At 67.8% G+C, this 18,141-nt stretch carries 17 protein-coding genes; 14 read left to right on the top strand and 3 right to left on the bottom strand.

Annotation, left to right across the window (positions count from 1 at the left end):
- Nucleotides 1-3 precede the first annotated feature (3 nt).
- Complete coding sequence (locus tag MLE18_RS06600; RefSeq protein ID WP_243368504.1) at nucleotides 4-864, bottom strand: HDOD domain-containing protein; 861 nt, start codon at nucleotides 862-864, stop codon at nucleotides 4-6.
- Nucleotides 861-1,334, bottom strand: a complete 474-nt coding sequence (locus tag MLE18_RS06595; RefSeq protein WP_336605566.1) for a chemotaxis protein CheD — start codon at nucleotides 1,332-1,334, stop codon at nucleotides 861-863. Before MLE18_RS06595 ends, MLE18_RS06600 begins: the two co-directional genes overlap by 4 nt.
- A 100-nt stretch (nucleotides 1,335-1,434) precedes the next feature.
- Between MLE18_RS06595 and MLE18_RS06590 the strand changes: the two genes are divergently transcribed.
- Nucleotides 1,435-1,917: a CBS domain-containing protein gene (locus MLE18_RS06590; RefSeq protein ID WP_243368502.1), complete on the top strand. Its 483-nt coding sequence runs from the start codon at nucleotides 1,435-1,437 to the stop codon at nucleotides 1,915-1,917.
- 118 nt (nucleotides 1,918-2,035) lie between these two features.
- Here MLE18_RS06590 and MLE18_RS06585 read toward each other — a convergent pair whose 3' ends face one another.
- Nucleotides 2,036-3,049, bottom strand: a complete 1,014-nt coding sequence (locus MLE18_RS06585; protein WP_243368500.1) for an HD-GYP domain-containing protein — start codon at nucleotides 3,047-3,049, stop codon at nucleotides 2,036-2,038.
- 536 nt (nucleotides 3,050-3,585) lie between these two features.
- Between MLE18_RS06585 and mraZ the strand changes: the two genes are divergently transcribed.
- From mraZ to MLE18_RS06520, 13 genes are read left to right on the top strand one after another with little or no spacing between them, the layout of a single operon-like run.
- Complete coding sequence (gene mraZ / locus MLE18_RS06580; protein WP_336605565.1) at nucleotides 3,586-3,993, top strand: division/cell wall cluster transcriptional repressor MraZ; 408 nt, start codon at nucleotides 3,586-3,588, stop codon at nucleotides 3,991-3,993.
- A 15-nt stretch (nucleotides 3,994-4,008) separates the two neighbouring features.
- Complete coding sequence (rsmH, locus tag MLE18_RS06575) at nucleotides 4,009-4,974, top strand: 16S rRNA (cytosine(1402)-N(4))-methyltransferase RsmH (protein ID WP_243368496.1); 966 nt, start codon at nucleotides 4,009-4,011, stop codon at nucleotides 4,972-4,974.
- Nucleotides 4,971-5,426, top strand: coding sequence for a hypothetical protein (locus MLE18_RS06570; RefSeq protein ID WP_243368492.1), 456 nt, complete (start codon nucleotides 4,971-4,973; stop codon nucleotides 5,424-5,426). The genes rsmH and MLE18_RS06570 overlap by 4 nt, the downstream gene beginning before the upstream one ends.
- Nucleotides 5,423-7,426 carry a penicillin-binding transpeptidase domain-containing protein gene (locus MLE18_RS06565; RefSeq protein WP_336605564.1) on the top strand — a complete coding sequence of 668 codons (2,004 nt, stop codon included), beginning with the start codon at nucleotides 5,423-5,425 and terminating at the stop codon, nucleotides 7,424-7,426. The genes MLE18_RS06570 and MLE18_RS06565 overlap by 4 nt, the downstream gene beginning before the upstream one ends.
- A gap of 2 nt (nucleotides 7,427-7,428) precedes the next feature.
- A complete protein-coding gene (locus tag MLE18_RS06560; protein ID WP_243368490.1) occupies nucleotides 7,429-8,886 on the top strand; it encodes a UDP-N-acetylmuramoyl-L-alanyl-D-glutamate--2,6-diaminopimelate ligase in 1,458 nt (485 codons plus the stop codon).
- Complete coding sequence (locus MLE18_RS06555) at nucleotides 8,883-10,280, top strand: UDP-N-acetylmuramoyl-tripeptide--D-alanyl-D-alanine ligase (protein ID WP_243368488.1); 1,398 nt, start codon at nucleotides 8,883-8,885, stop codon at nucleotides 10,278-10,280. The genes MLE18_RS06560 and MLE18_RS06555 overlap by 4 nt, the downstream gene beginning before the upstream one ends.
- Complete coding sequence (gene mraY / locus MLE18_RS06550) at nucleotides 10,277-11,353, top strand: phospho-N-acetylmuramoyl-pentapeptide-transferase (RefSeq protein WP_243368486.1); 1,077 nt, start codon at nucleotides 10,277-10,279, stop codon at nucleotides 11,351-11,353. Before MLE18_RS06555 ends, mraY begins: the two co-directional genes overlap by 4 nt.
- Nucleotides 11,354-11,357: 4 nt before the next feature.
- Nucleotides 11,358-12,674: a UDP-N-acetylmuramoyl-L-alanine--D-glutamate ligase gene (gene murD, locus MLE18_RS06545; RefSeq protein ID WP_243368484.1), complete on the top strand. Its 1,317-nt coding sequence runs from the start codon at nucleotides 11,358-11,360 to the stop codon at nucleotides 12,672-12,674.
- Nucleotides 12,671-13,822 carry a putative lipid II flippase FtsW gene (gene ftsW / locus MLE18_RS06540; protein WP_243368480.1) on the top strand — a complete coding sequence of 384 codons (1,152 nt, stop codon included), beginning with the start codon at nucleotides 12,671-12,673 and terminating at the stop codon, nucleotides 13,820-13,822. Before murD ends, ftsW begins: the two co-directional genes overlap by 4 nt.
- A complete protein-coding gene (gene murG / locus MLE18_RS06535; protein ID WP_243368478.1) occupies nucleotides 13,819-14,883 on the top strand; it encodes an undecaprenyldiphospho-muramoylpentapeptide beta-N-acetylglucosaminyltransferase in 1,065 nt (354 codons plus the stop codon). Before ftsW ends, murG begins: the two co-directional genes overlap by 4 nt.
- A gap of 53 nt (nucleotides 14,884-14,936) precedes the next feature.
- The gene (murC, locus tag MLE18_RS06530) at nucleotides 14,937-16,313 is read left to right on the top strand and encodes a UDP-N-acetylmuramate--L-alanine ligase (RefSeq protein ID WP_243368685.1); all 1,377 of its coding nucleotides are present in this window, start codon (nucleotides 14,937-14,939) and stop codon (nucleotides 16,311-16,313) included.
- Nucleotides 16,303-17,190, top strand: a complete 888-nt coding sequence (murB, locus tag MLE18_RS06525) for a UDP-N-acetylmuramate dehydrogenase (protein WP_243368473.1) — start codon at nucleotides 16,303-16,305, stop codon at nucleotides 17,188-17,190. The genes murC and murB overlap by 11 nt, the downstream gene beginning before the upstream one ends.
- Nucleotides 17,187-18,119, top strand: a complete 933-nt coding sequence (locus tag MLE18_RS06520) for a cell division protein FtsQ/DivIB (protein WP_243368471.1) — start codon at nucleotides 17,187-17,189, stop codon at nucleotides 18,117-18,119. Before murB ends, MLE18_RS06520 begins: the two co-directional genes overlap by 4 nt.
- Nucleotides 18,120-18,141 lie beyond the last annotated feature (22 nt).

Raw genomic sequence — 18,141 nt, 5'->3', positions numbered from 1 at the left:
GGCTCAGGCCCCAGTTCTTGACAGGATGACCTCGATCTCGGCCAGGGCGTTGACCACCTGCGCCATGGAGGCGATCATGGCGTCCTGGGTGAGCTTCAGGCGATCGAAGCACTCCTGGCAGACGGTGGAGCGCATGCCTTCGAGCCCCTGGCCGATGCCGGCCATGGTGGCCATGACGTGGCCAACGTGGATCAGGTCCAGGGCATCGTCGCGCTCCTCGGCCGGGGCCGCGGCGGGGTCCAGGTACCAGCGCACGCAGTTGACTATGGGTGCGGGCAATTCCCAGCGCCTGAGCATCATGGCCCCAAGCTCGGCGTGGTCGATGCCCAGGAGCCTGCGTTCGGCCTCCTCGAAGGGGATGTTCTCGTTGTAGGAGAGGGCCAGCAGCTGGTCCGCGTCCACCTCGAGGAACTTGCCCAGCACGATCTTGCCGATGGTGCACAGCAGCCCGGCTGTGAAGGTATAGTCCGGCGCGCGCAGGCCCAGCTCCCGCGCGAGGACCTCGGCGCCCGTGCCCACGGCGATGCTGTGGCGCAGCAGCTCGCCCTCGTTCAGCTTGTAGCCCGCCACCGCGGGCTGGGTGCGGGGGGCCACGCCCGAGGCGATCACCAGCTGGACCACCCGGCGGGTGCCCAGGCGGAAGAGGGCGTCGCGCACGGTGGTAATGCCGCCCGCGCCGCCGAAGAAGCTGGAGTTCGCCATGCGCAGCACGTTCACCGTGAGCCCCGGGTCGTATTCGATGGCCGTGGCCAGTTCGCCAAGGTCCGCGTCGGGTTTGGAGAGGTAGGCCATGATCCGCATGACTGGCGCGGGCATCTGGGGCAACTGCTCCATGCGGGAGATGATCTGGTCACGCAACGTCATATTTCCCACTCCTGTCCCTGAGATGTGATGGTCACTTTGCCTGTTTCCACATCCAGCATGAGCGTTCGGGGGATGGTGCCCCCGACGTCCTGGGCCGCCAGGACAACGCCGTTCCTAGTGAAGAGCGATTCGAGCATGGCCATGTTCTGGGCGCCGGTGTCGAACTGGTTCTGTATGAGATTCATCCGCCCGCAGCCAGCGGCCTTGAAAACAAGGCCCTCCTTGGCGCAGCCCATGGAGGCCAGCTTGCGGATCATCAGCGGCACCCCCACGTTGACGTACATGTAGGGGTTCTCCACGTTGGGGCCAACGGCGCGGGGAAGCAGGCAATGGATGAGCCCCCCCACCCGCGCGGCGGGGTCGTAGGCCGCCAGGCCCAGGCAGGAGCCCAGCGAGTGGGTGACAAGCATGTCCCGCGGCCTGCGCGAGATCTTCATGTCGGAGATTGATACGACTAAGCGGTTTTTCACGGGGGGGTGGTCCTGGGGCTTTTCAAGGAGCCGCCAACCAATTAAGATTACAAAAAGCAACGCCGTTGGTAAAGCGCGGCAAACCCCACGAGGACCATCCATGCTGTTACGCGAACGCGCCTGGGACGTCATGCGCACCGATTTCATCACCATCCGCGAGAGCGACAGCCTGCGCGAGGGTGCGCTCAGGCTGCGCAAGGCCATGAAGGATCACCCTGAAAGGGCCTGCGCCGTGGTGCTCTCCGAAGACGGGGAGTTCAAGGGCGCTGTGACGGCCTGGTGGCTGCTGCTCTACACCGAGCAGTGCGCCCTGGACGACTCCCTGAAGCTGACCCAGGGGCAGGACTTCGAGTCCAAGTTCCGTACGGTCTGCCGCAAGTGCTTCTCCCGCAGGGCCGGAGAGGTGGTGGAGCGCGACCTGCCCGTGGTCAAGCCGCAGGACCCCCTGGCCGTGGTGCTGGAGTCCATGCTCTCCACCCGCAGGCGCTGGGCCGTGGTGCTTGAGGGCGGCAAGGTGCTGGGCGTGATCGCCGCCGAGGACGTGTTCATGCAGCTCGACTGGGAAGACTCCCAGGAAGGCTGATCCGAAACTGATTTCAGGGCGGCTCCCCAGGCTTGGGGTGGCTGAAAAGCCCGGGCCGGGGATGTGCGCGCACATCCCCGGCCCGGGCTTTTGATTGATATGCACGCTCGGCGGCCGGCTACATCTGCTTCGTGTTGATCAGGTAGGTGGCCAGCTGCTTGGTGAAGCGCGGGTCGTATTTCGGGTCCCCGCCCAGGGCGGCCGCGGCGGCCTTGGGGGGCATGGCCTTGGCGTAGGGCCTCTCGGTGATCATGGCGCAATAGGAATCCACCACGGCGGTCAGCAGGCCCGGGATGGACAGGTCGCCGCCCGAGAGCTTCTGGGGGTAGCCGGTCCCGCCCAGGCGTTCGTGGTGTTGCAGCACGCACTGCTCCACCTCGGGGAAGCGCAGGTCGAGCTTGGCCAGCATCTCCATGCCCAGCAGCGGGTGCTTGAGGAGCTTCTGGCGCTCCTCGGACGTGATGGTCTGGGTTTTCTCGCGCAGGAAGGCTGGAATCTTGCTCATGCCCGCGTCGTGCAGGAACAGGCCGAGGGCCAGCCGGTCCAGGGCCTGGCGGCCTTTGGGGTCCTGCTTGATGTCGGGCGCGGTCTGCAGGAAGAGCTGCAGGCCCACGAAACCGCAGTTGACCGAGTGGTTGGCCAGGGTGTGCTTGGCGTGCACCCGGCGCGAGATGGCCTTGCCCCGGTTCACATCCTGCCAGAGGTATTCGGTGAGCACCAGCACGTCGGCCACGAGCTTGTCGGCCACGGCCTTCACGGGTTGCTCGATGAATTCCTCCATGCGCCGGGTGAGGGCGGCCTGGAAGATGTCGGCGGTTTCGCTTTCGGTGAGGTGCCGGTCCATGAGCACCAGGTCCAACTGGTAGGAGATGTGCTTGACGTAGACCGCGTGGTCCGCCCGGGAGACGAAGATGAGGCCCAGCTGGACCAGGTTCTCCAGCTCCTCCCCCTTCTCCTTGCTCAGGCGCTCCCCTACCTTATAGAAAGGTACCAGCCGGACGACGTCCTCCTTGAGCCTGAAGATGTTCAGGGGAGGGCGGAACTTGTTGAAGCTGAGCAGAATGTCCGGGCTGATCTGGTAGTATTCCTCTTCCAGATCCTCCATCTCTTTGTTCAGGCGCTTCTCGCTCATGTGGATAGGGTGGGTTGTGGGTCGCCGCGCATAATCCCTCGGCTTGCCGGTACACCTACCCTGCCCGGTTCGCTATTACAAGCATTACAACCGGTTTTGCGACGGTCGGGGCGCCTGGCGCGGCGTCCGCGGCGTGTCGCGGACAGCCCCTCAGGCCACCCTCTCTCCCCCCATCCGTTCGCGGCGCGGCCCGTCCGAAGCCCGGCAGTGAGTCCGGGTGGTAAAATCGCGCCGAAGTGGGAGATGCCCCCTCCGGGTGGGAATCGGCGCCTGCCCAGAGTGGGACCATCCGGGGACGTTTTTTGACCCTTTCCGAGGGGTCTTCAACGCCGATTCTTCAAATATCACGCGTTGTTGAGGTGTTGCGATAGTTAGCGGCGCGAAGCAACGCTTTGAGAATTTTCCTTTTAACTTGACATAAAGGGGGGATTGTTTGAGAGGCAAGTGGAAGAGAGTGGTAAAAAGTGGTGAGTTGTGTGAGGGCCTGAATGTTCAGAGGACACTCCGAACGAAATCTCGACCCCAAGGGGCGTCTGATGCTGCCTCCCGATTACCGGGAGGAGGTCTTCAGGCATTCCCCGGAGGGCAGGCTCATGCTCACCAACTTCGACGGCTGCGTGGTCGGCTACACCCTTCCGCAGTGGGCCTCCATCGAGGAGGGCTTCAAGCGCGTCAACGTGCTCAACACCACCCTGCGCAAAATCCAGCGCTTCATCATCGCCGGAGCGGTTGAGGTCGAGCTGGACAAGCAGGGCCGCATCCTCGTGCCGCCCTACTTACGCAGCTATGCCAAGCTCGACAAGGACTGCATCCTGGCGGGCATGGTGGACAAATTCGAGATCTGGGACAAAGCCACCTTCGAGTCCATGCGCAAGGAGACCGAAGACAACCTCGACGCCGACCTGACGACCCTCGCGGACGCCGGGTTCGAGCTGCATCTCTAGATACCGGGGGACATCGTGGAACACGACCCCCGGCACGCCCCCGTCCTCGTGCGGGAGGTGTGCGATCTCCTGAACCTCCGTCCCGGGATGCGCGTCCTGGACGCCACCCTGGGGCTGGGCGGCCATTCCCTGGCCATGCTGGCCAGGACGGGAGGCGACTTGGAGATTCTGGGGCTGGACCGCGACGAATCCGCCATCAACCGCGCCACCGAGAACCTGTCGGGCTACCCCGGCAAGGTCACGGCGCGGCAGATGCGCTTTTCGCAGTTCCCCCAGGCCCTGGAAGAGATCGGCTGGGACGGCGTGGACGCCGCCCTGGCCGACGTCGGCGTTTCGTCCCCCCAACTGGACGAGGCCGAACGCGGCTTCAGCTTCGTGGCCGACGGCCCGCTGGACATGCGCATGAGCGTGGCCGACGGCTCCGAGCCTGCCGCGAATATCGTGAACAAATGGAATTTCGAGCGCCTGCGCGACCTCATCCGCGAATACGGCGAGGAGCCCCAGGCCGGGCGCATCGCCCGGGCCATCGAGGCCGAGCGCGCCAGGAAGCCCATCGAGACCACCCTGGAGCTGGCCAAGCTGGTGGAGCGGGCCTACCCGCCCAAGTGGAGGGCCAACGCCCGCAACCATCCAGCCACGCGCACCTTTCAGGCGCTGCGCATGGCCGTGAACCATGAACTCGACGAATTGAAGGATTTTCTGGACAGGATCGTGGACTCCCTGCATCCCGGCGGCCGCGTGGCCGTCATCTCCTTCCACTCCCTGGAAGACCGCCTGGTGAAGCAGGCCTTCCGGCGCGAAGCCTCCAGCTGTCTGTGCCCGCCCCGTCAGCCGCTGTGCACCTGCGGCCACGCCCCACGTCTGCGCATCCTGACCAAGAAGCCCCTCATGGCCTCCCCCGAGGAGGCCGCCGCCAACCCAAGGGCCCGCAGCGCCAAGCTGCGCGTGGCGGAAAGGCTGCCCGCCCAGGAGGCCAAGTGAAGACCGGCGTCACCAAGGAATGGGCCATCACCATGGCCTTTTCGGTGCTCGTCTTCCTGGCGCTGGGCCTGGGCTTGACCTGGGTGAACATCGAGCGCGTGGACATGGCCTACGAGCTCAAGCGCCTCCAGACCGAGATCGTGGCCCAGGAGTCGCTCATCTCCAAGCTGGAGGTGGAGCGCAACACCATGCTCACCCCGGAGCGGCTGCGCGTGCTGGCCTCCCAGTACGGCCTGACCCAGGCCCGCCCCGGCCAGATCAGGCGCCTGGGCGCCGCCGGCGAGGAGCTGGCCTCCCCGGTGATCAAGGCCGCTCCCCCGGCCCCGGAGAAGGTCGCCAAGAAGAAGCCCGAGGACTGCCCGCCCTCCAAGGTGATGAAGAAGGCCCCCCGCAGCAAGGTGGCCGGCCCCGCAGGCCCCGAGCAGGACGCCAAGAGGAAGAAGAGTACGTGAGCCGCGCACAGAAACAGATCCGCGACTTCAGCCGCATGCGACTCATGTTCGTTGGCGGCGTGTTCTTTTTGTTCTGGGCCAGCCTCTGGGTCCGGGCGGGTTTCCTGCAGATCGTGCAGGGGCCACAGCTGGCGGAGCAGGCCCTGCGCCAGCACATGGCCTCCGAGTATGACAGGGGCAAGCGCGGCGTCATCCTGGACCGCAACGGCCAGCTGCTGGCCAAGTCCGTGGAGTTCGTGGCCGTCTCCGCCGTGCCCAAGGAGGTCAAGAACCCCGAGGAGGCCGCCAACGCCCTGGCCAAGATCTTCGGCGTGCCCCCTAAGGACATCCTGCGCAAGCTCACCAGCCACTCCAACTTCGTGTACCTGGCCCGCCGCGTGAACGACCGCGCCGCCGCGCAGGTCAAGGCCCTGAACATCCCCGGCGTGACCCTGGCCACGGAGTACGGCCGCTCCTACCCCAACAAGCAGATGGCCGGGCAGCTGCTGGGCTTCGTGGGCTACGACGACCAGGGCCTTGAGGGCCTGGAGAAATTTTTCGAGCCCCAGCTCGCCGGCAAGAAGGCCAAGTACGTGGTCCAGCGCGACGCCTCGGGCCGCAGGCTCTACCTGGACGCCCAGGGCCGCGAGATGGCCAACGCCGACGGTGCGGACGTGCGCCTCTCCATCGACTCCCAGATCCAGTTCTTCGCCGAGGAGGCCCTGGCCAAGGCCGTGGTGGACAACAAGGCCAAGGCCGGCACCTGTATCGTGGTGCACGTCAAGAGCGCGGAGATCCTGGCCTGGGCCAACTACCCCTTCTTCAACCCCAACGGCGGGTCCGACTCCGACCCCAAGGCCGCGCGCAACCGCCTGGCTTTGGACGTGCTGGAGCCCGGCTCCACCATGAAGCCCATCCTGATCGCGGCCGCGCTGCAGGAGAAGGTGGTCCGCCCCGAGACCACGTACAACTGCGAAAAGGGGCAGTGGAACTTCCATAACATCGCCACCATCCGCGACACCCACCCCTACGACGTGCTGCCAGTGAACAAGATCCTGCGCTGGTCCTCCAACATCGGCGCGGCAAAGATCGGCATGGACCTGGGCGCGCCCCGGCTGCACGCCTACTTCGAGAAGGTCGGCTTCGGCCAGCCCACGGGCCTGCCCCTGCCCGGCGAGGCCAAGGGCCTGCTGCGTCCCCTCTCGGCCTGGAGCAAGCTGGACCTGGCCACCAACTCCTTCGGCCAGGGCATCGGCGTCACCCCGGTGCAGCTGGCCCAGGCCTTCCACATCGTCGCCAACAACGGCGTGCGCAAGCCCCTGCGGCTGGTGCTCGACCCCGTGCAGGACAACGCCTACTGGCCCGAAGTCCGCGTGTTCGACCCGCAGGTCGCCAGGACCGTGCAGCAGATGATGCGCGAGGTCGTGGAGGAGGAGAAGGGCACCGGCGTCAAGGCGCACATCGACGGGCTGGAGCTCGGCGGCAAGACCGGCACCGCCCAGAAGGCCAAGGCCACAGGCGGCTACGGCGACAAGTACCTGGCGGATTTCGTGGGCTTCATCCCCGCCGTGGACCCGGAATACATGATCCTCGTCATGGTGGACGAACCCGAGCCCAACCATTATGGCGGCGTGGTCGCCGCGCCCGCCGTGCGGGAAGTGGCCATCAAGAGCCTCTCCTACCTGGGCCGCATGCCCGAATCCGTGAAGCTGGCCCAGGAGCAGCGCCCGGCCCCGGCCGCCCGTTCCCAGGCCCAGGGCCCCACCGGCTCGGCCCCGGACGTGGCCGAGGTGCTGGGAGTGGCCTTCCCGCCCATGAACCTTTCGGTCAACGGCGCCGAGGTGCCCAACCTGGTGGGCCTGCCGCTGCGCAAGGCCTCCGAGATCCTGGCATCCAAGGGCGTGGTGCCCTCGCTCAAGGGCAGCGGGCTGGTGGTGGGCAAGCAGAACCCAGCGGCCGGGACCCCCTGGAACGCGGTCGAGAAAGAACCTTTCACCCTCTGGCTGGCCAAGGCATCCTGACAATGAGCTTCACAGACAAGCCCGAAACAGCCGCCTGGGCGGACCTCCTGAACCGCGTGGCTGCGGGGCTGCCCATCCGCACGGACTCCCGCCTGGTGGAGCCCGGCGACGTGTTCGTTGCCGTGCCCGGCGCGGCGCAGGACGGCGCCGATTACGTGCCCATGGCCGTGGAGAAGGGCGCGGGCTACGTGGTGGCCGCCTCGGCCGAGAATTTCCCCGCATGCACGCGGGCGGAGCTGGTGCTCACCGACAACCCCCGCCGGGCGCTGGGCCAGCTCGCTGCCGCCTTCAACGGCACCGCCAAGCTGCCCTTCCCCCTGGTGGGGGTCACCGGCACCAACGGCAAGACCACCATCGCCTACCTGGTGGAGCACGTGATGGCCTCGGCAGGCGGCAAGCCCGGGGTGCTCTCCACGGTGGAATACCGCTGGCCCGGCGAGTCAGTGCCCGCCAACCTAACCACCCCAGGCTGCCTGGCCATCCACTCCATGCTGGGCCGCATGATCCAGGCTGGCGTCACCGGCGCGGTGATGGAAGCATCCAGCCACGCCCTGGACCAGGGCCGCCTGGAGGGCCTGACCTTCGACGCCGCCGCCCTGACCAACGTGACCCAGGACCACCTGGACTACCACCAGGACATGGAGACCTATTTCAAGGCCAAGCGCAGGCTCTTCGAGGCCTACCTCAAAAGCTCCACCGGCGCGGTGCTCAACGGCGACGACCCCTACGGGCGCAGGCTCCTGGACAGCATGCCCGACGCCCTGGGCTACGGCCTGGGCGGGGCGGGCGCCTCGAAGCGCTGGCTCCAGGGTGTGATCCTCAGCAACACGGCCCACGGCATGGAACTGGAGATGCGCTACGTCGGCGGCTCCTGGCGTTTCTCCACCCCCCTGGCCGGGGCGCACAACGCCTCCAACCTGCTGGCCGCCCAGGGCGCGTGCCTGGCCATCGGCTTCACCCCCGAGCAGCTTGCGAGCCTGGCCACCTGCCACGGCGCGCCGGGCAGGCTCGAGCGTGTGCCCAACTGCCGGGGCCTCAACGTCTACGTGGACTACGCCCACACCCCCGACGCCCTGGTCAACGTGCTCAAGGCCCTGCGCAAGCTCGATTTCGGCAAGATCGTCACCGTGTTCGGCTGCGGCGGCGACCGCGACCGCACCAAGCGCCCGCTTATGGCCAAGGCCGTGGCGGACTGGTCCGACGTGGCCGTGCTCACCTCGGACAATCCCCGCCACGAAGACCCCCAGGCCATCATGGACGACGCCATGCCCGGCCTGTCCGGGGCCAGGCAGGTCATCGCCCACCCGGACCGCCGCAAGGCCATCGCCATGGCCCTGGAGCTGCTCACCCCGGCGGACGCCCTGCTCATCGCGGGCAAGGGGCACGAGACCTACCAGCAGATCGGCGACGTGAAGCACCCCTTCAACGACGTGGCGGTGGTCAAGGAGCTTCTGGCATGAGGCTCACCCTGGGCGAAATCATGGCCGCAGTGCAGGCCGAGGCCGACATCCGCCCCTTCGCGGACGCCGTGTGCGACCTCGTGACCAGCGACAGCCGCCAGGCGCGCCCCGGGGCGCTGTTCTGCTGCCTCAAGGGCGAGCGTGCCGACGGCCACGACTTCGCGGCCCAGGCCGTGGAGCGCGGCGCGAGCGCGCTGCTGGCCTCCCGCCCGCTGACCGAGGCGGAGGGCAGGGCGGCCGTGCTCCAGGTGCCCGACGTGCTGGTGGCCATGGGCCTGCTGGCCCGCCACTGGCGCAGGCGCACCCGCGCCGTGGTGGCCGCGCTCTCGGGCTCGGCGGGCAAGACCACCGCCAAGGAGATGCTGGCCTCCATCGCCGCGCGCATGGCCTCCTCCATCAAGAACCCTGGCAATTTCAACAACCAGCTGGGCCTGCCGCTCTCCATGCTGGCCGCCGGAGAAGAGCACCGCCTCTGGGTGCTGGAGCTGGGCATCAGCCGCCCCGGCGACATGGAAGAGCTTGGGGCCATCTGCGAGCCCGACGTTGCCGTGGTGCACAACATCGGCCCCGCCCACCTGGAAGGCCTGGGCAGCATCGAGGGCGTGGGCCGGGCCAAGGCCGGGCTGTTCCACTTCCTGCGCCCCGGCGGGGTGGCCCTGGCCAACCGCGACTACCCCGAGCTGTGGGCCGCCGCCAGGGAGATCCGCCACGACGTGCAGGCCATGTCCACCAGGGACCGCGAGGCCCCCTACTATTGTTCCTTCACCGGCTGCGACCCGGACGGGCGCGGCCTGTACCGCCTGAACCTGCAGGGCCTCAAGCTGGAGGTGGCGCTCTCCTGCCACGGCGGCCACCTGGCCGAGAACGTGCTGGCTGCCGCCGCCGCGGCCAGCGTGCTGGGCGCGGACGCCCGGCAGATCGCCGAGGGCCTCGCCGCCGCGGAGCTGCCCGGCCGACGCTTCGATGTGCGCCGCATGGGCCCGCTGGCCGTCATCGACGACACCTACAACGCCAACCCCCTGTCCATGGCGGCGGCCATCGAGTCCGCCAGGTCCCTGGCGGGCGGCGGGCGGCTGGTGCTGGTGCTGGGCGAGATGGGCGAGCTTGGCCCCGAGGCCGACCAGGCCCACCAGGCCCTGGGCGAGTGCATCGCCAGGGGCGGTTGCGACCTGCTTGTGTTCAAGGGCGGCGCGGCCGGGCATGTGGAGCGCGGCCTGCGTTCGGCTGGCTACGCCGGGCGCTTCGTGCCGGTGGAGACCGCGGAAGATTTCGAGGGCGTGGCCCGCGACATGGATATCGACGAGGGAGCGGTGCTCTTCAAGGGCTCGCGCTCCCAGCGCATGGAGGAGTTCTTGGATCGTTTTCTTGCAACCCGCGGGGGGGAAAGCAAGTGATCTTCTGGCTGCTGGTCCCCTTCGCCGCCCAGATGACCGTGCTGAACGTGTTCCGCTACATCACGTTCCGCGCCATCTACGCTTTCGCCACGGCTCTCATCATCTCCATCGTGTTCGGCCCGCGCATGATCCGCTGGCTGACCAAGATCAAGTGCGGCCAGTACATCCACGAGGACGTCAAGGCCCACCAGTGCAAGGCCGGAACCCCCACCATGGGCGGGCTGCTGATGGTCGCCTCCATCCTGGGTTCGGTCCTGCTCTGGGCGGACCTGACCAACGCCAACGTCTGGATGGCCATCATGGTCTTCGTGGGCTTCGGGCTCATCGGCCTGGGCGACGACTACCTGAAGGTGGTCAAGAAGAACAACAAGGGCCTTTCCGCCAGGGGCAAGCTCATCGGGCAGCTGGTCATCGCCGGCATCGCCGTGGGCGCGCTGCTCATGGACCCCGACTTCTCCACCAAGCTCCAGGTGCCCTTCTTCAAGAACTTCTCGCCGGACCTGGGCTGGTGGTACCTGCCCTTCGCCGTGCTGGTGATCGTGGGGGCCTCCAACGGCGTGAACCTCACCGACGGGCTCGACGGCCTGGCAATCGGCCCCACGGTGGTGGCGGCGGGCATGTTCGCCCTGTTCGTCTACGTGGCGGGCCACGCGCAGATGGCGCGCTACCTCCAGGTGCTGCCCGTTGCCGGCGTGGGCGAGGTCGCGGTGTTCTGCGCGGCCATGGCCGGGGCCGGGCTCGGGTTTTTGTGGTTCAACGCCTACCCGGCGCAGGTGTTCATGGGTGACGTGGGCTCCCTGGCCCTGGGCGGGGCGCTGGGCTTCGTGGCCGTGGTCTGCAAGCAGGAGTTCATCCTGATGATCGTGGGCGGCGTCTTCGTGCTGGAGACCCTCTCCGTGATCCTGCAGGTGGGCTACTACAAGTTCTCGGGGGGCAAGCGCATCTTCCGCATGGCCCCGCTGCACCATCATTTCGAACTCAAGGGGATACCGGAATCCAAGATCATCATCCGGTTCTGGATACTCTCCATCCTCCTGGCCTTCGTGGCCTTGAGCACGCTGAAGCTGAGGTAGCGGGATGCAGGCGCTGATCCACAAGTCGCAGCTGGCCGGGCACAAGGCCGTGGTGGTGGGAGCCGCCGTGTCCGGCGTGGCCGCCGCCCGCCTGTTGGCCGCGCTGGGCGCCGCCGTCCGCCTGCTGGACCGCAACCCCGAGGCCCTGGACGCCGGGGCCCGCGCCATGCTTGAAGGCCTGGGCGTGGAGCTGCGGCTCGGACCCCACAAGCCCGAGGACTTCGAGGGCGCCCAGATGGTGGTGCTCTCCCCCGGCGTGCCCGTGGCCAAGCTCGCCGCGTTCCTGGCGGCCTGCCCGGACGCCCAGGTGCTCAGCGAACTGGAGCTGGCCTCCTGGTTCAACCAGGCCCCCATTGTGGCCGTCACCGGCACCAACGGGAAGACCACCACGACCACGCTCATCGGCGAGATCCTGCGCCACGCCGGGCGACGGGTGTTCGTGGGCGGCAACATCGGCACGCCCCTCTCCGAGCATCTGCTCTCGGGCGAGCCCTGCGACGTGGCCGTGCTGGAGGTCTCCAGCTTCCAGCTGCAGAACGTGAAGAGCTTCCGCCCCAAGGTGGGCGTGCTGCTCAACTTCTCGGCCAATCACCTGGATTTCCACGCCGACATCGAGGAATACCTCACGGCCAAGCTCAACCTCTTCACGCGCATGACCGAGAACGACCTGGCCGTGCTGCCGCTGGAGATGAAGGATGAGCTCGAGGCCCGCAAGTTCACCAAGGCCCGCCGCGTCTACTTCACGGGTACTTCCCGCTTCCCGGAGAACCACCTGCCCGGCGCGCACAACAGGGCCAACATGGAGGCCGCCTGGCTGGCCTGCAGGGCCATGGGCGTGACCGAGGAGCAGGCCCGGGCGGCCGTGGCCGCGTTCAAGCCCCTGGCCCACCGCCTGGAGAGCCTGGGCGAGAAGGGCGGCGTGCTCTTCGTGGACGACTCCAAGGCCACCACCGTGGACGCCATGCGCGCAGCCGTGCAGAGCTTCGACCGCCCCGTGCGCCTGCTGGCCGGGGGCGTGTTCAAGGGCGGCGACCTGGAGGCCGTGCTGCCGCTGTTCAAGGGCCGCGTGGTGGAGGTGGGGCTGTTCGGAGCCAACCGCGAGATTTTCGAGGCCGCCTGGAGCGGGCAGCTGCCCCTGTTCTGGGAGCCCACGCTTGAGGCCGCCGTGACCAGGCTCTACCGGAACAGCGAGCCGGGCGACGTGATCCTGCTCTCCCCGGCCACGGCCAGCTTCGACCTGTACTCCGGCTACAAGGCCCGCGGCGAGGACTTCGCCCGGATCATGGCCGGCCTGCCCGACGAGACGGAGGCCAGGCAATGAGCGTACACGCCCACGCCCACTCCCAGGCCCATGTCGCGGCCCCGGCCATCACGGCGCCCCGCTCCGGTTTCGACTGGTGGCTGGTGGCCTTCGCCGTGGCCCTGGCCGGGCTCGGCGTGGTCATGGTGCTCTCGGCCTCCGGCATCATGGCGGAGCGCATGGTCCACGACAAATATTTCTTCTTCAAGAAGCAGGCGATCTTCCTGGGCATCGGGGTGTGCCTGATGTTCTTCGTGGCCTGGCTGCCGCGCAAGATCCTCTACGGGCCGGTGTACCTCTGGCTGTTCATGGTGCTGGCGCTCTTGGCCATGACCATGATCCCGCCGTTCTCGGTCAAGGCGGGCGGGGCCAGGCGCTGGATGCACATCGGGCCGCTGCTGCTCCAGCCCATGGAGCTGGCCAAGGTGGTGCTGGTGTTCTACCTGGCCTATTTCTACTCCAGCAAACAGGCCCTGGTGAAGTCGTTCTCCGTGGGCTTCATCCCCCCGGTGGTGGTCACGGGCATCCTGGGCGTGGTGCTGCTCATCCAGCCGGACTTCGGCGGCGCGGTGTTCCTGGGCATGCTCTTCTTCCTGATGAGCCTGGTGGGCGGCACCCGCATCATCTACCTGCTGGTCTCGGGCCTGTTCGGCGCCGCCGCGGCCGTGCTGCTGGTGGTCAACTCGCCGTACCGCTTCAAGCGCTGGTTCGCCTTCCTGGACCCCTTCCAGGACCCGCAGGGCACGGGCTACCAGCTGGTGCAGTCCTTCTTCGCCTTCGGCTCCGGGCAGATCACGGGCGTGGGCTTCGGCGCGGGCAAGCAGAAGCTCTTCTACCTGCCCGAGGCGCACACGGACTTCATCATGGCCGTCACCGGGGAGGAGCTGGGCTTCATCGGCGTCTCCGTGATCCTGGCCATGATCGGGGTGCTCATGTGGCGCTCCTTCCGCATCGCCCTGGCCCAGGACGACCTGCGCGACCGCTTCACCGCCTACGGCATGGCCATGGTGCTGGGCATCGGCTTCCTGCTGAACCTGGCCGTGGTCATGGGCTGCGTGCCGCCCAAGGGCGTGGCCATGCCCTTCCTCTCCTACGGAGGCTCAAACCTGATTTCCGGCTTCCTATGCGTCGGCATCCTCCTGAACCTCTCGAGGAGGAAACCCGCATGAAGCGCGCCATCGTTACCACGGGCGGCACCGGCGGCCACATCTTCCCCGCGCTGGCGGTGGCGGCCGAGCTGAAGGCCATGCACCCCGGCGTGGAGATCCTCTTCGTGGGCGGCGAAGGCCCCGAGGGCGATCTGGCCCGCAGGGCGGGCGTGAGCTTCCGGGGACTGGCCGTGCGCGGCGTGCTCGGCCGGGGCCTCAAGGCGGTGCCCGCCATGCTGCGGATGGCCTGGAGTCTGGTCACCGCGCTGGGCATCGTCAGGGATTTCAGGCCGCAGGTGGTGGCCGGTTTCGGCGGCTACGCCGGGTTCTGCCCGGTGCTGGCCGCCTGGATGCTGCGCGTGCCTACGGCCGTGCACGAACAGAACAGCGTTCCCGGGGTGACGAACCGTTTCCTTGGCCGGGTGGTGGACAAGGTGATGGTGACTTATCCCGACGAAACCCACGCTTTCCCGGCCTCCAAGGTGCTCGTCACGGGCAACCCGGTGCGCCCCGAAATCGCGGGATACGTCGAGACGGAGCCCTCGCGGGTGGTGCCAAAAAGGGTTCTTGTCTTGGGTGGCAGCCAAGGGGCCCGGGCCGTCAACCGGCTGATGGTGACGGCCTGGCCCCGTTTGGCCGCTGAAGGGGTGGAGCTCTGGCACCAGACCGGCTCCGCCGACTACGAGTCCTTCTCGCAGCACTATCGCGGGCAGGCGGGCGTCCGTGTGGAGCCCTTCATCACGGACATGGCCGGGGCCTACGCCTGGGCCGACCTGGTGATCGGCCGCGCCGGGGCCTCCACCCTGGCCGAGCTGGCCTGCATGGGCAAACCCTCGCTGCTGGTGCCCTTCCCGCACGCCACCCACGACCACCAGCGCGTGAACGCCTCCTGGCTGGAGCGCGAGGGCGCTGCGGTGGTCATCGACGAGAAGGACCTGACGGCCGATCTCCTGGCCGGCACAATCCTCGGGCTGCTGGGCGACCAGAACAAACTTCTGGCCATGGGCCGCGCCGCGCGCGCCCAGGCCAAACCGGACGCCGCCGGGGTGATCGCGCGCGAGCTCACCCGGCTGGCGGCATGATGAAAGGAACCAACGTGGCTGACATCGATACGAGTTGCAACCCCGCGCGCGGCATGCGCACCCAGGTGAACCGCATCCACATGGTGGGCATCGGCGGGTCGGGCATGTCCGGCATCGCAGAGGTGCTCCTGAACCTGGGCTATCAGGTCACGGGCTCCGACATGTCCCTCTCGGACACGGTCAAGCGCCTGCAGCGCCTGGGCGCGGAAATCTCCATCGGCCACGGCCGCGAAAACCTGGGCCAGGCCGACGTGCTGGTCAAGTCCACGGCCATCACCGAGGCCAACCCCGAGGTTGAGGAAGCCCGCCGCAAGGGCATCCCGGTGATCCCCAGGGCCGAGATGCTGGCCGAGCTGATGCGCCTGCGCTCAGGCATCGCGGTGGCAGGGACCCACGGCAAGACCACGACCACGTCGCTTTTGGCCACCATCTTCTCCGAGGCCGGGCTCGACCCCACGGTCATCATCGGCGGCAGGCTCAACGCCATGGGCGCCAACGCCCGCCTGGGCGAGGGGCAGTACCTCATCGCCGAGGCCGACGAGTCCGACGGCTCATTCCTGTGCCTCTCCCCGGTGATGACGGTGGTCACCAACGTGGACGCCGACCATCTGGACTTCTACTCCGGTCAGAACGAGATCGACGCCAGCTTCATCCGCTTCTGCAACGCCATCCCCTTCTACGGGATGAACGTGATCTGCCTGGACGACCCGGGCGTGCGCCGCATCCTGCCGCGCATCAACCGCCCGGTGCTGACCTACGGCGTGCAGGACGCCAAGGCACGCCTGCGCGGCCGTATTCTGGACTCCGGGTCGCGCCCCCGTTTCGAGGTGCTCCTGGACGGCGAGCTCTGGGGCGAGGTGACCCTGAACCACCCGGGCCGCCACAACATCCAGAACGCCCTGGGCGCCATCGGCGTGGCCATCGAGGCGGGGCTCGAGAAGAAGGCCGTCCTGGCCGCGCTGGCCAACTTCGCGGGCGTGGGCCGCCGCTTCGAGAAGAAGGGCGAGCGCGACGGCGTGCTGGTCATCGACGACTACGGCCATCATCCGGCCGAGATCACGGCCACGCTGACCACCGCCAAGAGCTGCTACCCGGACCGCAGGCTCGTGGTGCTCTTCCAGCCGCACCGCTTCACCCGCACCCAGGCCCTGTTCGGCGACTTCTGCAAGAGCTTCGAGGAAGTGGACGAGCTGGTGCTCACCGAGATCTACCCGGCGTCGGAAAAGCCCATCCCCGGCGTCTCCGGCCAGAGCCTGGCCCAGGGCATCCGTCAGGTCTCCAAGACCAAGGTGACCTACGTGCCGGACTTCGACGCGGCCCTGCACACCCTGCAGGCCATGCTGCGCCCCGGCGACGTGCTCATCACCCTGGGCGCGGGCAGCGTCTGGAAGGTGGGCGTACAGTTCCTGGAGGGGGCGCATGGCGCTTAAGATCCAGCCCGGACCCCGCTTCGCGGAGCGCACCACCCTGCGGGTGGGCGGCCGCGCGCAGGCCGAGATCCTCCTGGAATCCCCGGAGGACGCGGCCCTGCTCGGGGACGAGCTGGCCCGGCACGCGGGCAGGCCCTTCGTGCTGGGGTGGGGAAGCAATCTTCTGGCCCTGGACGGCGACCTGGACATCGCGGTCGTCAGCCTGGGCCAGGCGGGGAGCCCGGTGCGCGCCGGGCTTTCCTCCGACGGCCGTGAGCTGGTGCTGGCACCGGGCGGGCTCATGCTGCCCAAGCTGCTGGGCTGGGCCGCGCGTGAGGGCCTCTCCGGTATGGAAGGGTTGGCCGGCATCCCGGGCACCGTGGGCGGGGCCGTGGCCATGAACGCGGGCAGCTACGGGCGCGAGACCGCCGAACTGCTGGACGCCGTGCGCGTGTGGGACATGTCGGGCGGCCTGCGCTGGATCGGGCCGGAGCAGTGGCTGGCGGGCTACCGCCGCTTCACTCCCCTGGGCCTGGACGAGCCCTGGCTGGTGCTGGAGGCGCGCTACGCCCTGACCCAGGCGGCTCCCGAGGCGGTGCGCGCGGCAATGGACGACGTGCTGGCCCGCAAGAAGGCCACCCAGCCCGTGAGCGCGGCCACCTGCGGCTGCGTGTTCAAGAATCCCCCGGGCGCGAGCGCCGGGAAGATGCTCGACGAGCTGGGCTTCAAGGGCAAGGCCCTGGGCGGGATGCGCTTCTCGGGCATGCACGCGAATTTTCTGGTGAACGACGGCAGGGGCACGGCCATGGCGGCGCTGGAGCTCATCGACCAGGCCAGCCAGGCGGTCCTCGAACATTTCGGCGTGGAGCTGAAGCTGGAAGTGAAGGTGGTGCAGTGAGCGTGGCCGCACGACCCACATCGCGCCTGGGCCTGGGCGCGAGCAGAAGCCGCAACGCCCACACCTACGGTGGCGGCAAGGACTCGCGCGCCAAGATCACGGCATCCCGCACGGCCAACCGCGAAGGCCGCCTGACCCTGGCCAAGGCCAAAGGCAACAAGGCGCGCGGCAAGTCCGGCGCGGGCTTCAAGGCCATGCTCCTGGGCGGCATGTTCGCCAAGCTGTGCACCCTGGTGCTGGCCTGCGTGCTGATGGTGGCGGTTTCGGTGGGCCTGCTGGCCGGGTATCGCTGGCTGACCACCATCGAGTACTTCACCATCCGCGACCTTCAGATCACGGGCATCAACCGCATGTCCCGCGAGGACGTGGTGGCCCAGGCGGAGCTGACACAGGGGCAGAACCTGCTGGCCGTGAACATGGAGAACGTGGAGTCCCTGCTGATGCGCAACCCCTGGATCGAGTCGGCCCAGGTGACGCGCGTGCTGCCGGACACCCTGCGCATTTCCGTCACGGAGCGCGAGCCCAGCTACCTGGTGCAGTACGAGGAGAGCCTCTGCTACGCCGACGGCGAGGGCCGCATCATCGACAAGGTGCAGGCGGACAAGTTCGTCTCCCTGCCCCAGGTCGAGGTGGAGTCCGGCATGGAGCGGCATCTGCCCCTGCTGGAGCAGTTGCGCCAGGCCCTGGCCGACAAGAAAGGCCCCTTCGGCCTGGAGCAGGTGGCATGGATCAGACTTTCGTGGAGATACGGCCTGGAGATCAGGCTCATGGATAGGAACGTCCTGCTCTGCGTGGGCGTGGACGATTGGCAGAACAACCTCACCCACCTTGGGCTGGTCTGGAGCAACCTGCAGAAGCGCGGCGAGCTGGACCAGGTCGCGATCATCTCGGCCCAGAACCACAAGGTGTGGGTGGAAAAGCACGGTTAAGACCACGCGAGCAAGGAGCGAG

The sequence above is a fragment of the Fundidesulfovibrio soli genome (assembly GCF_022808695.1).
Lineage (GTDB): Bacteria > Desulfobacterota > Desulfovibrionia > Desulfovibrionales > Desulfovibrionaceae > Fundidesulfovibrio > Fundidesulfovibrio soli.
Note: the sequence above shows the minus strand (reverse complement) of the source record. Positions and strands in the feature narration are given on the sequence as shown.